11 protein-coding genes, 1 tRNA gene and 1 pseudogene are annotated in these 16289 nt (G+C 64.9%); 11 read left to right on the top strand and 2 right to left on the bottom strand.

Going from position 1 to position 16289, the window contains the following annotated elements; translation table 11 throughout:
• The first annotated feature begins 164 nt into the window (after positions 1 to 164).
• From Q427_RS27715 to Q427_RS27685, 8 genes are all read left to right on the top strand, one after another.
• Entirely contained in the window at positions 165 to 1229 is a 1065-nt protein-coding gene (locus tag Q427_RS27715; protein WP_043518799.1) for a porin, read from the top strand.
• 218 nt (positions 1230 to 1447) lie between these two features.
• Complete coding sequence (fnr, locus tag Q427_RS27710) at positions 1448 to 2197, top strand: fumarate/nitrate reduction transcriptional regulator Fnr (protein WP_043518797.1); 750 nt, start codon at positions 1448 to 1450, stop codon at positions 2195 to 2197.
• A gap of 99 nt (positions 2198 to 2296) precedes the next feature.
• Positions 2297 to 3859, top strand: coding sequence for a cache domain-containing protein (locus tag Q427_RS27705; RefSeq protein WP_197030855.1), 1563 nt, complete (start codon positions 2297 to 2299; stop codon positions 3857 to 3859).
• The gene (locus Q427_RS29510; RefSeq protein ID WP_051496782.1) at positions 3847 to 4269 is read left to right on the top strand and encodes a GGDEF domain-containing protein; all 423 of its coding nucleotides are present in this window, start codon (positions 3847 to 3849) and stop codon (positions 4267 to 4269) included. Before Q427_RS27705 ends, Q427_RS29510 begins: the two co-directional genes overlap by 13 nt.
• A gap of 128 nt (positions 4270 to 4397) precedes the next feature.
• Positions 4398 to 7874: a putative bifunctional diguanylate cyclase/phosphodiesterase gene (locus Q427_RS27700; protein ID WP_231613966.1), complete on the top strand. Its 3477-nt coding sequence runs from the start codon at positions 4398 to 4400 to the stop codon at positions 7872 to 7874.
• Between the two features lie 130 nt (positions 7875 to 8004).
• Complete coding sequence (gene sugE, locus Q427_RS27695; protein ID WP_043518796.1) at positions 8005 to 8319, top strand: quaternary ammonium compound efflux SMR transporter SugE; 315 nt, start codon at positions 8005 to 8007, stop codon at positions 8317 to 8319.
• A gap of 32 nt (positions 8320 to 8351) precedes the next feature.
• Positions 8352 to 8687: a hypothetical protein gene (locus tag Q427_RS27690; RefSeq protein WP_043518794.1), complete on the top strand. Its 336-nt coding sequence runs from the start codon at positions 8352 to 8354 to the stop codon at positions 8685 to 8687.
• A 144-nt stretch (positions 8688 to 8831) separates the two neighbouring features.
• On the top strand, positions 8832 to 10094 hold the full coding sequence (locus Q427_RS27685) for a ferredoxin reductase family protein (protein ID WP_231613965.1): 1263 nt from the start codon (positions 8832 to 8834) through the stop codon (positions 10092 to 10094).
• Positions 10095 to 10268: 174 nt separating this feature from the next.
• On the opposite strand, the gene Q427_RS27680 is transcribed toward Q427_RS27685, so the two are convergent.
• On the bottom strand, positions 10269 to 10940 hold the full coding sequence (locus tag Q427_RS27680) for a nitroreductase (RefSeq protein WP_043518792.1): 672 nt from the start codon (positions 10938 to 10940) through the stop codon (positions 10269 to 10271).
• A gap of 214 nt (positions 10941 to 11154) precedes the next feature.
• Positions 11155 to 11231, bottom strand: a tRNA-Arg gene (locus Q427_RS27675).
• Positions 11232 to 11404: 173 nt separating this feature from the next.
• On the opposite strand from Q427_RS27675, the gene Q427_RS27670 reads away from it, so the two are divergent.
• The 3 genes and pseudogenes from Q427_RS27670 to Q427_RS27660 form a co-directional block, all read left to right on the top strand.
• Positions 11405 to 12319, top strand: coding sequence for an HlyD family secretion protein (locus Q427_RS27670; protein ID WP_231613964.1), 915 nt, complete (start codon positions 11405 to 11407; stop codon positions 12317 to 12319).
• Between the two features lie 360 nt (positions 12320 to 12679).
• Positions 12680 to 15737: pseudogene (locus tag Q427_RS27665) on the top strand (efflux RND transporter permease subunit).
• A gap of 90 nt (positions 15738 to 15827) precedes the next feature.
• Positions 15828 to 16289, top strand: a 462-nt coding sequence (locus tag Q427_RS27660) for an amidase family protein (RefSeq protein ID WP_043518790.1), incomplete at its 3' end; no start/stop codon positions are given.

The following is a 16289-nucleotide window of genomic DNA, read 5'->3' as shown; positions in this document are numbered from 1 at the left end:
GACTATAACAAGGCTTCGCTGCGGACATGCCCGGCCCTGGCCTCTTCCTGAGAAGGAACCGAGCCAAGTGCGGCGGGACCCATGCCCGGCAAGCTACCTGCACGTGTCATTCGGATCCGTGCAGTAACGATCGAAACAGTAAGCTAGTGAAAGGAACTATCGCGATGAAAAAGACACTGTTAGCGACTGCCATTGCCGGCGCCATGGTTTACGGCGCTACTGCTGCCCAGGCTGCCACCGTTTATGACCAGGACGGCACCCAGGTCGACGTCTATGGCCGTATCAACATTATGGCTCAGACTGGCGGCGTTGAGGATGGCGTTGTCAAGAATACCGGCTCTGAAATCAGCAACAACGGCTCGCGCTTCGGCTTCCGTGCCCGCAACCAGGTCTCCAGCGACCTGAGCGTGTTCGCCAACGCCGAGTTCCGTTTCGCCGCCGACGCCCGTGCCAGTCAGCAGCTGGAGACCCGTTCCACCTTCGTCGGCCTGGACAGCGACACCTTCGGCCGCGTGACCGTGGGTAACTTCCTCAGCGTCTACTATACCGCCGTCGGTTCCGTGTTCGACGTGCCGCAAGGCCCGGGCGCGCAGATGATGGATGGCTTCGGTGCGGTCAACTCCCAGGCCGACTCCATCGCCTACTCCACGCCGAACCTGGAAGGCTTCCAGGCGCACCTGCAGGTCCAGCACGCCAGCGGTAACGATGAGACGATCGGTGCTCAGGACAACTCTTCTGCCCTGTCCTGGATCGGTGCGGTCAACTACTCTTGGGAAGAGCTCTACCTGGGTCTGGGTTACGTTCAGTCCAGGGACCTGTCCGACCGTGGCGCCAGCGCGGACTTCGGTGAGCGTGGCGGCCAGGAAGACCTGTGGGGTGCCACTGCGTCCTACCAGTTCACCCCTGAGTTTGCCGCTCGCATCAAGTACGAGAACTGGACCGACAACGACGAAGACCTGGCGGCCGCTGACGCTGTCGACAATCAGTGGGGCCTGGGTGCCACCTTCAACTACGGCATGGGCAACCTCTACGCTGACTACTACCGCGTTCGCTTCGTGAACGACGACATCAGCAGTGCCAATCGTTGGGTGGCGGGTGCGACCTACCGCTTCAGCACGCCGATGTTCGCCTACTTCGAAATCTACGATCAGAATTTCGATTCTTCTCAGGCCATCGAAGATGCCAGCGACGAGCTGCTCTACACCGTCGGCCTGCGCTACGATTTCTAAGTCGAGCCCTAGCTGAACGCAAGATACGTCGACTCGCTCGACGACAGAACCGGCCCTTCGGGGCCGGTTTTTTTCTGCCTGTCGATTGCCGAAATCAGCGTTCCGGTTGATTCAAGTCAAGGAAGGGGGCACTGTGGTTCAGTGGCTACCGCCCGCGCGGGACAGCGCGGGGCGCACTAGGCGAGAATTCCGGTTACAGATGCAACCAAGGAGTGCCCATGACGCTCGAGCCCCCTCGGCGACAGCCGACCAATGCGACACGCTGCGACCGCTGCACCCTGCATGCGCGCTGCCTGCCCCTGGGCCTCGAGCTCGATGCGCTGGAATCCTTCGAGGCCATTGTCCAGAACCCGCGCCCGCTGAAGCGGGGCGAAGCGCTGGTGCGCCAGGGCGGGACCTTCGAGAGCCTGTTCGTGGTGCGCTCGGGTAGCCTCAAGCAGTCGGTGGCCCAGGAGGGGCAGCGCGACCAGGTGACTCACTTCTACCTGCCCGGTGAAGTGGTGGGGCTGGACGGCATCGGTGAGACCAGCTGCTATGGCAGCGTGGTGGCCATGGAGTCGACCTTCGTCTGCGAGCTCCCCTTCGGCCGCCTGGAGGACCTCGCTGAGCAGCTGCCGAAGCTGCGCGGCCAGCTCTATCGCTGCATGAGCCGGGAACTTCGCAACGACCAGCGCATGATGTGCCTGCTGTCGGGACGCACCGCCGACCAGCGCCTGGCCAGCTTCATGCTGGGGCTCTCCGAGCGCTTTCGCGTGCGGGGTTTCTCGCCCTATCGTTTCCACCTCTCCATGTCGCGCTCGGATATCGGCAGCTACCTGGGCCTGGCGCTGGAGACCGTCAGCCGGGTGCTCGCCCGCTTCCAGCAGCAGGGCATGGTCTCTGTGACGGGGCGTGAGCTGACCATCCACCAAATGGAAGCGCTGGTAGCGCTGGCGGAGGAGGGTGTGGGGCGTCATTCGGGGGGCTGAGAGCGCTTGTTTCGTCGTTTTGCTGGGCTATTCACGCTTTTGCTGCAGCGTTGGCGATGCCATGATGGCGAGACGTTCGAAAAATCGGTGGATCGCCCCTTGTCCAGATGGCTGTTGTCGACCCTGCGTTCACGCCTGCTGCTTGGTGTCAGCCTGGGCTGGTTGGTGCTGGTGGCCGCCCTGCTGGGTTATAGCCATCTCAGCGGCGGGGCACTGGCCCAGCGGGAGAACCTGACCCATCTGGAGTACGAGGCACAGCTGATCGCCGGGCAGCTCGAGCGCTCGATCCATGTGCGCCGACAGGCATTGGCGCGGCTTCGCCCTTCTCTTGATGTGACCGATGACGATCTCTTCAGCCATCTCCAGCGTCAGGAAGGGTTGCTGGTGCTCTTCGATCGCCTGATGGTGTTCGATGCCGAGGGGGAGCCGGTGGCCGCCTGGCCGCCCTTCGCGCATGGCGGGCCCAATATCGCCGCCCGCGACTATTTTCGCCATGTCCGCGGGTTTCGCCGCCCCTATGTCAGCGAGCCCTACGTGGGAGGCGAGACAGGCATTCCCCAGGTCATGGTGATCGAGCCGCTCCTCGACGACGAGGGGCGTTTTCTTGGCATTCTCGGCGGCAATGCCAGCCTTCATGATGGCAACTCCTTCGTCAACCTGCGCTCGCAGCGAATCGGCGATGAGGGCCACGTTCTGCTGGCCACCGCCCAGGGGCAGGTCATCAGCCACCCCGATCCCCGCTTCTTGATGGCGCCGGTGCCCGATGAAAGCCGGTTTCCGCTGCTGGACCGGGCCCTGTACGGGTGGGAGGGCAGCGGGACGGGCGAGCAGCTGGACGGCCGGCCCGCGCTGATGGCCTTTCGCCAGGTCTGGTCCGCCGATTGGGTGGTCGGGGTCTTTCTGCCATTGAGCCAGGCCAATGCGCCAATCCAGCGCTACGCCACCGAGCTGCGCTGGGTGGGGCTGGTCACGGTCATGCTGATGCTGCCCCTGCTATGGTGGCTGCTTGGCCTGGGCCTGGTTCCGCTGCACCGCCTGGAACGCCAGATAGAGCGCGTCGGGCGTGGCGATGCCGAGCGACTCAAGCTGCACACCACCATGAGCGAACTGCAGCAGGTCGCCGAGGCCTTCAATCGCCTGGAGACACAGCGGCGCGATGCCCTGGCCTCCCGCGCCGCCCGCGAGGCCTTCCTGCAAGCGGTGCTGGCATCCTCGCCGGCGGGCATGTTCCTGGCCGACATGAAGGGGCGGGTGAACTACGTCAACCCGGCACTGGAGGAGATCTCCGGTTTCGACCTGGCTACCTCACGCACCTCCGAATGGGTACGCCGGGTGCACCCCGACGATCGGGCGGCCTTCATCGAAAACTGGCGTGCCACCCTGGAGAGCGGCGAGGATCACCGTCATCAGTACCGCTTCCTGCGTGGCGACGAGCAGCTCTGGCTGGAGGCCCAGGTGAGCCGGGTGGAGCTGGAGGGCACGGCGCTGGGCTTCGTCGGCATGATCCAGGACATTACCGAGCGCCATGAGCGGGAAACCCGCCAGCGCTGGGAGGCGGAGCACGACCCGCTCACCGGCTGCCTCAATCGACGTGGTTTCGAGAGCCGCCTGGAAGAGGCCTGTGCCTGCACCGCCGGGAAAGCGACAAGGTGCTGTCGCTGATCATGATGGACCTGGATCATTTCAAGCCAGTCAACGACACGGCAGGGCACGCCGCCGGCGACGAACTGCTGCGTCTCATCGGCGAGTTGCTCCAGGAGTCGGTACGCCAGCAGGATGCCGTGGCCCGGCTGGGCGGCGACGAATTCGCGCTGTTGCTGCCCGCCTGCCCCCTGGAGCGGGCCACCGAGATCGCCGAACGGATTCGCCAGGGCATCGAAGCGCTCGAATTCCAGGTGGATGGCTACCGGTTCCGCGTGACCGCGAGCATCGGGGTGTCGAACCTGGCTGTCGATGATCGGGACGGTGGCCCGCTGGTCAAGCGGGCCGACCGGGCCAGCTACCGTGCCAAGCATCAGGGACGCAATCAGGTCATCGTCCAGGCGGGCCTGTCCGAAGTCAGCGAGTCCTGACGGGCTGGCGGTCGTATCTTGCCCCAACTCAAGTTATTACCTCGCCTGCCGATAGTGGATCTTGACATGCCAGGAGTGTGGACGGGTCGTCTCGCATCCGGATAGTCCAGAGGAGTGCATGGCCCCTTATGCCTCACAAGACGCTAGATATTGCCAGGGATACCACGCTCTACATGGCCGCCGCCGTCTTCATCCTGATGGGGGGGACGGGGCTGCTCACCTACTGGCTGGGGATCGACTACCCCCTGCGTAGCGTGCTGTTGCCCGACAATGCGCTGGCCGTGCTGCTGGTAGGCGTTGGCTTGCTGGCGCTCATGCTGCGCTGGACCGTGGTGCATCGCTTTGTCGCTGGCATCCTGCTGCTGCACATGACCTACCTGCTGGCCCATAACATCATCGCCGGGGGCAGGGAGGCCGGCTTTTCCTGGCTGACCGGCGACGTGCGGATGGGCTCCCTGGCGTCGGCGGTGCTGATGCTGGTGGCGTTCTGTCTGCTGGTCGGTGTCGGCCGACGCTCGGGTCGTTGGCTATGGGGCGGCGTCGGCAGCCTGCTGTTGTGCATCAGTCTCCTGGCCCTGCTCAGGCTCTTCCTGCCGGGTGGCGAGGTGGCCTGGACGCTGAACAACGCCTCTTCCCCCCTGCTGGGCACCTTTCTGGCCATGCTCCTGGGCGCAGCGATGCTGTTGATGGCGATCGGCGTCGACCGACCCCAGCCGCGGATGGGGGGGCTGGCGCTGGGTGCGGGCCTTTTCGGTGTGCTGTTGAGCTGCTCCGCCTGGTACGTGCTGAACTGGCACTATCAGGAGGACAAGCAGCTCCATGCCAGCCACCTGTTGGACAACCTGCAGTACAACGCCGAGCAGGTCGTCAGCGCCCAGCTGCTGCTGGCTCTGCGAATGGCCGAACGGCTGGAAGCCCTCGGCCTTTCGCCTGACGAGGTGAAACGCGGGGGCTATGTCGAGACCTATTTCGGGGACTCGCCCGGCGTGCAGGCGATTGGCCTGTGGGATGATGCGACCTGGGCATGGCGGCACTCACGCAGCGACCAGGCGGCCCAGTGGCTGTCGGAGCGGTCGGACGAGCCCGATGTCGTGTCGTGGCTGCAGTTGAACTTCCCCCAGCCCAGGCTGATGTTGGTCGACTCGCGGCAAAGCCGTATGGCGTTGTTGGTCACCCTGCTGCCCTCGACGGGCCACCGGCTGGTGAGCAGCCTGGATCTTGCCGTGCTGCTGCAAGAGGAGCTTCGCGTCCAGCTGGGTACCTATAGGGTTCGGGTGTCTCGTGCCGGTGAACCGCTGATCGATATGCAAGCGCCCGGCCGGACCCCGGGCGACCTGGAGTATCCCATGGTTGCCAGGCGTCACATCGGTCTGCCGGGCGGATTGCAGCTCACCCTGGATGTCGTGCCCGACTCCGTCGGCGACATGCTCAAGGCCGGATTGATACCCGGTGGGGTGGCGCTGTCAGGGCTGCTGTTGAGCTACCTCATGGCATTCAGCCTGGGGCTGGCCCATCAGCGACAGACGGACAGGCGCTCGCTATGGGAGAGCGAGCAGCGCTATCGTTCGCTCTTTGCCTATAACCCCGATGCGGTCTTCTCCATCGACCCCCAGGGCAAATTCGTTACCGCCAACCCGACCTGCGCCCTCATTACCGGCCTGCCTATCGAGCGGATCGTCGGTACCCACTTTTCCCAGCTTGTCTTGACCGGTGAGGTCGAGCGTGTCCAGGCGCATATCGTCAATACCCTGCGTGGGGAAACCCAGCGATTCGAGGTCGCTATCGTCAGCCAGGTCAGCAACCCGTGCCTGCTCTATGTGACCTGTCTTCCCATCCTGGTGGACGGCGTGACCCAGGGGGTCTTCGGCATCGCCAAGGATGTGACGGAGCAGCACAGGACCGAGACTCGCCTGCGCGTGCTCGAACGCAGCGTGGAAGCCAGCATCAACGGCATCTTGATTGCCGATGCCACCCAGGCCGACTGCCCCATCACCTACGCCAACACTGCCTTTCAGGCGCTGACAGGCTACCGGGAGGAGGAGCTGATTGGCCGTAACTGCCGCTTACTGCAGGGCGAGGAGACGGATCGCGAAACCGTGGCACTGCTGCGCTCCCGGCTGGCCGAGCAGCGCGACTGTCATGTGACGCTGCGCAACTATCGCAAGGATGGCAGCGCCTTCTGGAATGCGCTCTACGTGTCGCCGGTGCCCAATGCCGATGGCCGCGTGACACACTTCGTCGGTGTGCTGAACGATGTCTCCGAACGCCAGGCCTATGAAGATCGCCTGACCCACAGCGCCAGCCACGATGCCCTGACCGGCCTGGCCAATCGGGGGCTGCTGGAAGACCGGCTGATCCACCATTTCGCCTTGTCGCAGCGCCAAGGCTGCACCATGGCCGTGCTCTTCGTGGATCTGGACGACTTCAAGCCGATCAATGACAGCCTGGGCCATGCCATTGGTGACAGGGTGCTGGTCGAGGTGGCCAGTCGACTGGGTAGCGTCATGCGCCCTGGCGATACCCTTGGGCGGCTGGGTGGGGACGAGTTCGTGGCGCTGCTGCCCGATACGCCCCATGACGTTCAGGCGGAAATGGCGAAGCGGCTACTCAAGCTCGTGGCAAGACCCTATCGCATCGACCACCACGAACTGCACCTGTCGGCGAGTATCGGTATTGCCGTCAGCAGTGACGCCATCGAGCAGCCCATGGAGTTGATCCAGCAGGCCGATATGGCGATGTACAGGGCCAAGAAGCAGGGACGCAACGCTTATCAGTGGTTTACCCGTGACATCACCAGCCGCGTCAACGAGCGGTTGGTGATGCGCAACGAGCTCCAGGACGCCATCGACGGGCAGCGGCTCGAGCTCTATTACCAGCCACTATATGACTCGGCACACCAGGTCGCCTCCGTGGAAGCCCTGCTGCGCTGGCCGCATCCTACGCGGGGCTTTGTACCACCGAGTGAATTCATCCCCTTGGCGGAGGAGACCGGCCAGATCATGCCGATCAGCCGCTGGGTGCTCGAACGGGCCTGTCTCGACATGCGCCTGCTGGATACACAAGGGCTTGAAGGGTTCAAGGTGGCGGTCAATCTTTCCCCCGTGCAGTTTCATCGTGCGGGGTTCCTCGAGACATTGAGGGAGACACTGGCACGCCTCTCCTTCCCGGCCAACCGGCTGGAGCTGGAGCTGACCGAAGGCGTGCTCTTCAATGACGCGGAGGAGGCGGTCGAGATTCTCCACGCGCTGCGCAGGATGGGAGTCGATGTCTCCATCGATGACTTCGGCACCGGCTTTTCCAGCCTCAACTACCTCAAGCACCTGCCCATCAGCAAGGTGAAGATCGATCGCAGCTTCGTCAGCGAAGTGACCCACAGCGCTGATGATGCCTCGATCGTGCAAGCCATCATTTCCATGGCCCACCACCTGGGCCTGGTTGTCGTGGCGGAAGGTATCGAGACCGCTGAGCAACACAGCCTGTTGAAGGAGTATGGCTGTGAGCTCTTCCAGGGCTTCCTGCTCGCTCGGCCCATGCCGCTGGCGCAGCTCGAGGTCCTGCTGCGAGCCGGCCGGCAGGAGAAACAGGTTGTTCGTTATCACGGCTGAGTCAGGCTTTCCCGCATTGACCTGGTAGCCCGGGTCAGTAGAATCAAGGCCTCGCTCTTCGTTACCGGGACGACCCGGTGTACGACCTGTCATGCCGGGGACGACCCCATCCCACCATGGAAGCAAAGTCATGGCGTGGCTCTTTCTTGTCGTTGCCGGTCTTCTCGAAGTCGCCTGGGCTCTGGGCCTCAAGGCCTCCGAGGGTTTCTCCCGGCCGTTGCCCAGCGTGCTGACCATCATTGCCATGATCGCCAGCTTCTACCTGCTCGCCCAGGCAATGAAAGTGCTGCCGGTGGGCACAGCCTATGCCATCTGGGTGGGCATTGGCGCCGTGGGTACCGTACTGCTTGGCATACTCCTCTATGGCGACAGTGCATCGCCCCTGCGCCTGCTCAGCCTGGTTCTGATCCTGGCGGGGCTGGTGGGGCTGAAGCTGGCCGGATAGGGTGAGGTATAAGAAATAAAGGTGAAGCATCTATGAACACGCCGCAGCAAGGCCTGCTCACCGGCGAATTGCAGGACTGCGAACCGGTGATTACCTGGCTCGGATTGGCGGGGATGAATTCGTCTTTTTTCGGCCTGGGGAGTAGAGCGGATACTGCAGAGAAGGATGAGAGCGTCCTGCGCCAGCGACTCGTAAGCCTGACCACCGGACGCTTTGATATCGGGTATCAGTCCATCGAGTACCCGGGTGCCAGCGTCGGCTTGATACGGGCCGGGAGCGGTGATCGGAACATCGACGGGTTGCTGAAACGGGCTGATGCGGCGATGTATGCGGTAAAGCGGAACAGGCGGAGTAGAGGGCAGGTTTGAACCGTGCCGGTTTGCTCGGAGACTCCACTGGCATTTAGCGGACGGGGGAAGTGAATACCCTGGCAGCCGGTGGCGGTGCTTGGATGTGACAAGGGGTTCAGCCACACTGGCAGGGCAAGCATGGATGCAAGTCAAGGAGGACCGATGAGACCCATCACTCGTCGCGGGCTGCTCTGGGGCGGCCTGTATCTGCTGCTGGCGCTGCTGCCTCTCGGCATCGCGCTGCTCACCGTCCCCGAAGAGCCCCGCGGTCTGCTCGGCGCCACCGGGGTGATGTTCGGGCTGCTGGCGCTGGGGGTGTTCGGCATGCAGGTGGTCATCTCCGGCCGGCACCGCTGGTTTGCCGAGAGCATCGGCTTCGACAATTTCCTGCAATTTCACCGCCAGACCGGGCTGCTGGCGCTGTGGCTGGTCGTGGCGCATCCGCTGCTGATCTTTGCCAGCGACCCGAGCTATCTCGAGTTCCTCGATCCCCGCGACGACACCCTGCGTGCGCTGGCGCTGATCGGCTTGCTGAGCGCCAGCGTGGTATTGATCGTCAGCTCGCTCTGGCGATTGCAACTGGGGCTCTCCTACGAATGGTGGCGGCTGCTGCACGGTGGCCTGGCGCTGTTCGTGGTGCTTGGGGGGCTAGGCCACGCGCTGATGGCCAGCCACTACACCGCTGGCTGGATCACTGCCGGCTTGCTCGTGGCAGTGCTGATGGTGCCGGTTTATCTGCTGCTCGACTCGCGGCTGATCCGCCTGTGGCGACTGCGCAAGCGGCCCTGGCAGGTGGTCGACAACCAGCCGGCGCTGGGCGATGCCACCACTCTGACCCTGAAGCCCGAGGGTGGGCATCGCTTTGACTTCAATGCCGGGCAGTTCTTCTGGATCACCTTCGGCGACTCACCGTTCTCGCTGCAGCAACACCCCTTCTCGCTGGTATCGAGTGCCTGCAAGCCGGGGCAGGTCGCCTTCACCGCCAAGAACCTAGGCGACTTCACCGCCACGCTGCCGGAAGTGCCACCGGGCACCCGGGCCTTCATCGAGGGGCCTTACGGCGCGTTCATTCCCGACGTGCGCAGTGCCTCCGGGGCGGTGATGATGGCCGGTGGCATCGGCATCACGCCGATCATGAGCATCCTGCGCACCTTCCGCGACCAGGGGGTGACCCTGCCGCTGTGGCTGATCTATGCCAACCCCAGCTGGGACGAGGCGACCTTCCGCGATGAACTGGCTGAACTCGAGGCCGAGCTGCCGCTCAAGGTGATCCACGTGCTCAGCGACCCGCCCGAGGGTTGGCAGGGCGAGTGCGGCTATATCGACAAGGCGCTGCTGGAGCGCTGCCTGCCGGAAGACGATGACCGGCGCGAGTATTTCATCTGCGGGCCCGAGCCGATGATGAACGCCGCAGAGGGCGCCTGATCGAGATAGGCGTGCCCGTCACGCGGATTATTTCCGACCGCTTCGACATTGTCTGAAGGAGGCCGATCTTGATCATGCTGCATCAATATGTTCGCTACGCCGGCAACCTGGCCGGCATCATCCTGGTCGCGGTGGCCATTGCGGCTGCCGTGATGGTGGCCCGCTGACCGGGCGTCATCCGCCGTAGAAGCGCGTAAAGCGCTCAAGCCCTTCACGCTCGGGCACGAAGCCGTTCTCCGGCGCGTTGGGGTCGGCATGGCCGAGGGCCAGCGCACACAGCACCAGTTCGCTGTCGTCCAGTGTCAGCTGCTCGCGAATCACGCGATGATAGGGGGCGATGGCGGCCTGGGCGCAGCTGTGCAGGCCCTGGCCGCGGGCGGCCAGCATCAGGCTTTGCAGGAACATGCCGCAGTCCATGAAGCTGCCGGTATCCAGGCGCCGGTCGAGGGTCAGGATCATCGCTACCGGGGCATCGAAGAAGGCATAGTTGCGCCTCGCCTGGGCCAGGCGCTTGTCGCGCTCCTCCCGGTGGATGCCCAGCGTTTCGTAAAGGCCGTATCCGCAGCGCCGGCGCCGGCTGATATACGGTTCGAACCATTCGCGTGGGTAATAGACGTATTCGGCCTGGTGCTGGCCGGGCTCCCCATCGAAGGCCGCCTGAAGCGCATTACTCAGCGCGGCCAGCGGCTCGCCGCTGACCACATGTACCTGCCAAGGCTGGATGTTGCTGCCGCTGGGCGCCTGTCTGGCCACGTGCAGTAGATGCTCCAGTGTCTCTCGCGGCACCGGGATGGGCAGGAAGCGACGCACCGATCGTCGCGAAAGGATGGCATCGTCTACATGCATGGAAGGCACCTCATACGCGATGAATGGCCTATCATGGTGCCGACTTGCCAGCAGATTTGCGATGCCGAGGACAGAGCCTAGTGCCCGCAACGCGTACCCGAGACACTACCGACGCACAGTCGAAGGTGTCTGAATCCAGGGTATACCTTGTCGGGGCTGGGGCTGGGGCTGGGGCGTGGTGGAGGTGAGAGGAGTTTTCGACGAGGCGATAAACTGGCGCCCCCACCAGGATTCGAACCTGGGACCTTCCCCTTAGGAGGGGGACGCTCTATCCAGCTGAGCTATGGGGGCGCAACGGCTGCGCATTATAAGGGCTTGGGGCGGTAAGATAAACCGCAACGATCGAGCGCATGGCTTGCGTAACACTGTCACACCCCCTTACCGAACTGCCCATTCCCGGCGCTTGGGCGGTATAGTATTGCTATAAATTCCATTTCGTTATTTTAATATTCCAGGAATCCTTCATGCTCAAGCGCCTCCTTCCCGTTCTGATCCTGGCCATCGGCGTGGCCGGCTTCATGGCGTTGCGACTGACGCGCCCGGAGCCGGTCGAGGCGGTGGCACAGGAGCGCAGCTGGCGAGTGGAGTCGATGGTGGTGAGCTACGGCGAGCATGTGCCGGTGCTGCCGCTGTTTGGCGAGGTGGTCTCGCAAGGCCGGGTCAATCTGGTAGCACCCATGGCGGCGCGAGTCGCCGAGCGGCCGGTTCAGGAAGGACAGCGTGTTTCATCGGGAACACTGCTGGTGGCGCTGGATGAGGCCGACACCCTGCCGCCCCTGCGCCAGGCCGAGGCCGAGGTGGCGGATCTGGAGGCCCAGATCGCCAACGAACGCATTCGCCACGACAACGATGGTGACGCCCTGGCGAGGGAGCGGGATATCGTCGCCAACGCCCAGCGTCAACTGGAACGCACTCGCTCGCTGGTCGAGCGAAACCTCGCTTCCCCCTCCGACCTGGATAATGCCGGCGATACCCTGGCCCGGGCACGCCTGACGGTTACCACCCGTGAGGGGGGCATCGCCGAGCATCCTGCCCGGCTGCGCAGCCTGGAGGCGCGGCTGGCACGGGCCGAAGCCGTGCGCCTGACAGCGCAGCGGGACGCCGACCGAAGCCGGGTACTGGCGCCCTTCGACGGTATCGTGACCGGCATTCAGGTGTCGCCTGGCGATCAGGTGGCGGCCAGGGGGGCGCTGCTGGCGCTATACCCTCCCGAGGGACTGGAGCTGCATGCCAGGGTTCCCCAGCGTTACCTGGATGAACTGGGCGAGTGGCTCGAGCAGGGTGAGCCCTTGACGGCGGTAGCGGTGGGAAGCGGGCAGCGGTTCCAGCTGGAGCGCTGGCCGGCGAGAGCGATCCAGGCGGCACCGAGGCGATCCTGATATTGGAAGGAAGCGCCTCCGGGTTGCGTCCGGGGGCGCTGCTGCCGGTACTGTTGCAGCGCCCGGCGGTGGCCGAGGCCCTGGCGGTGCCGTTCAGCGCCCTGCACGGCAGCGATGTGCTCTACCGCATCGATGAGGAGGACCGACTTCAGCGTCATACCGTGGCTCGCCTGGGCGAGACCCTGGGTGTTGATGGGGAACGCTGGGCGCTGGTGCGGCCAGCCGGACTTGCCGCCGGCGACCGCATCATTGTCACGCACCTGCCAACGCCATGCAGGGGCTGCGGGTGGACGTCGATCAGGATGATGAGGAGTCCGAAGCATTGCCTGGTATCGCACCGACCCCGGCCGAGCCTCAGTCATGAGTCGCAAGCGTGGGGTGATCGGCTTCTTCGTGCATCACCGGGTTGCTGCCAACCTGGTGATGCTGGCGATGCTGCTTGGCGGTGCCCTGGGTATCGCGCGAATGAACGTGCAGTTCTTTCCCAGCTTCGCCCTGGACGTGGTCAGCGTGCGGGTCGTGTGGAGCGGAGCCTCCGCCGAGGATATCGAGCAGGGCGTCACCAACCCGTTGGAGCAGAAGCTGCGCAGCATCGACGGCCTCAAGCGCATGACGTCCACCTCTGCCCAGGGGATTGCCAACATAACCCTGGAGTTCGTCGAGGGTAGCGACCCGGTCCTGGCGCTGGACGATGTGCGCCAGCAGGTCGACGGCTTCACCAGCCTGCCGGCGGATGCGGAAACCCCGGAGGTGTCGCGGGTGGTGCGCTATGAACCGGTGGCTCGCCTGCTGGTGCGGGGCGATCTCGATGAGCGCGAGCTGCGCCAGCTGGTGCACCGCTTCGAGAATGAACTGCTCCTGCGGGGGATTGACCGGGTCGAGGTGAGCGGGCTGGCGCAGCAGCAGATCAGCGTCGAGGTGCCGGCCGAGCGGCTGCAGGGCCTGGCGCTATCGCTGGATCACGTCGCCGAGCGCATACAGGGCATGTCCCGTGACCTGCCCGCCGGCATCCTGGGCCAGCAGGACAGCGCCCGGGAGCTGCGCTCCCTGGAGCAGCGCCGTGACCCGCTCGCCTTCGAGAGCCTGCCGATCCTCAGCGGCGACCGGGTTCAGCTACGGCTGGGGGATATCGCGACAATTCGCCAGGAGCCGAGGGAAGGGCAGTTGCGACTCAGTCGCGGTGGCGAGCCGGCGGTGGAGATGCAGCTGCAGCGTGCCGAGAGCGGCGACTCCCTGGCGGCGGCCAGGGTGCTCGATGAATGGCTGGCCGAGACCCGGCCGCAGCTGCCGCCGAGCGTCGAGCTGGAGGTGCACGACGAGTCCTGGCAGCTGATCGACGAGCGCATCTCGCTGCTGATCAGCAACGGTGCCGGTGGCCTGCTGCTGGTGGTGATCCTGCTCTACTTCTTCCTGCCGGCGCGGGTGGCGCTGTGGGTGGCCATCGGCATTCCCACCGCCTTCATGGCGGCCCTGGGGGTGTTCTGGGGCATCGGCGGCTCGATCAACATGATGTCGCTGTTCGCCTGATCATGGCCTTGGGGGTGATCGTCGACGATGCCATCGTGGTGGGCGAGGACGCGGACGCCCACCATCGCGCAGGGGAGGCGCCACGGCATGCCTCGGCGGGGGCGGCACGGCGCATGCTGTGGCCGGTACTTGCCTCGTCGCTGACCACCGTGGCGGCCTTCATGCCGCTGCTGATGGTGGGCGGCATCATCGGCAATATTCTGGGCGACATACCGATCATCATGATCTGCGTATTGATCGCCTCGCTGCTGGAGTGCTTCGTGGTGTTGCCGGCCCATCTGCGCAACGCCTTCGTTCCCGGCCGGGCGGATTCGCGACCCGAACGCCCCCGCCGCGGGCTGGCCGCAATGCGGGAAGGCTTCGAGAACGGCTTCCAGCGCTTCCGTGAGGGCCCCTTTCGACGCTTCTCGGCGCTCTCCCTGCGCCATCGGGGGGCAACGGTGGCCCTGGCCCTGGCGGTGGCCATGATGACGGCGGGCCTGCTGGCCGGTGGTCGCATCGGCTTCAACTTCTTCCCAGCCCCCGAGCCCAGCGTGCTCTACGCCAATGCCAACTTCGTGGCCGGCACCGACCGGGCGCGGGTGGACCGATTCCTCGATCACCTGCAGTCCAGCCTCGATGAGGCCGACCGGTCGCTGGGCGGCGGCCTGGTAAAGATGTCGGTGGTTCGCCACGGTGCGACTCTCGAGGGTGGGGCCCCTAGTCGAAGTGCCGACGAGGTGGGGTCGGTGATGGTGGAGCTGATCTCATCGGACCATCGTGATGTGCGCAACAGCGCCTTCATTGCCGCCTGGCGCGAGGGCATCCGGCTACCGGCCGGGCTCGACAACCTCACCATCAACGAACGCGCTGCCGGCCCGCCGGGACGGGATGTCAATATTCGCCTGACCGGCGAGGATCCCATGGCACTGCGCCAGGCGGCGGATTCGCTAAGTCAGTCGCTGGCCAGCCTGCCCGGGGTGCTCGATACCCAGGACGACATGCCCTGGGGGCGTGAGCAGCTGATCTATCGGGTCAACTCCTGGGGTGAGGCCCTGGGGCTGACCACCGCCGAACTCGGCCGCCAGCTGCGCACTGCCTTCGATGGCCAGGTCGTGCAGGTTCATCAGTCCGGGGCCGACGAGATCGAAGTGCGTGTCCAGCTTCCCCGGGATCAGCGCGAGCGCATCGCCACGTTGACGAGTTTCGCCGTGCATCTGCCGATGGGCGTCAGGTGGGGCTGGATCAGGTCATGGACCTGACCCACCGCCAGGGCTTCGAGGCGCTGCGTCATGCCGATGGCCAGCTGGCGGTGGAAGTCACCGCCGAGCTGGATACCTCGGTCAGCTCGGCCGACCGGGTGCGCGAGTCGCTGTCGGCCACGGTATTGCCGAACCTGGCCCGGGATCATCACCTTCATTACAGCTTCGAGGGCCGCGCCGCTGACCAGCGCGAGACCCTGGCCGACATGCGTACCGGGCTGCTGGTGGGGCTGGGCCTGATGTATGCCGTGCTGACCTGGGTCTTCGCTTCCTGGAGCCTGCCGTTGATCGTCATGGCGATCATCCCCTTCTCGCTGATCGGTGCGCTGCTGGGCCACTGGTTGATGGGGATCGACCTGACCATCCTGTCGCTGTTCGGTTTGTTTGGGCTCTCCGGTATCGTGGTCAACAATGCCATCATTCTGGTCAGCTTCTACCGGCTGCAGCGCGATCGTGGCCTGGCCATCGACGAGGCACTCAACGAGGCGGTGGTCCAGCGTGTCCGGGCGGTGCTGCTCACCTCGCTGACTACCATCGGCGGGCTGCTGCCACTGCTGTTCGAGACCTCGCTGCAGGCCCAGTTCCTGATTCCCATGGCGGCTTCCATCGCCTTCGGGCTTGGTGTCTCTACCTGCTGGTGCTGCTGGTGATACCGGCGCTGCTCTCCTGGCTGGAGCATGCCCAGGCGCGATGGGCCGGGCGAACGACCGAGGCAGCCACAACCTGAGAGGAGTCTTCACATGGAAGTCGATGAGTACCGTCGCCACGACGGCCTGGGGTTGGCGGCACTGATTCGCCGCGGCGAGGTGAGCCGGGATGAGGTCCTTGCAACGGCCTGCGGCGCCATCGAGGCCGACAACCCGCGCCTGGCGGCGGTGGTGCGTACCCGCTTCGAACGGGCGCGGGAGGAGTCACGTCAGATCGACGTCGGCGCTCCCTTCGCCGGAGTGCCGACCCTGACCAAGGACCTGCTGATGGCCATCGGCGCTGAGCCCCTGGCCTTCGGCAGCGCCTCCCTGGCCAACTGGAAGGCGCCGGCGGATTCGACCCTGGTGGCTCGTTTGCGCGAGGCGGGCCTGGCCATCCTGGGCCAGACCGCCACGCCGGAGCTGGGGTTGATGGGGATCACCGAGCCGCGTGCCTTTCCCCACCCGGTCAACCCCTGGAATCCCGCCCATTCCCCCGGCGGCTCCAGCGGCGGG

The organism is Halomonas sp. BC04 (assembly GCF_000568385.1).
Note: the sequence above shows the minus strand (reverse complement) of the source record. Positions and strands in the feature narration are given on the sequence as shown.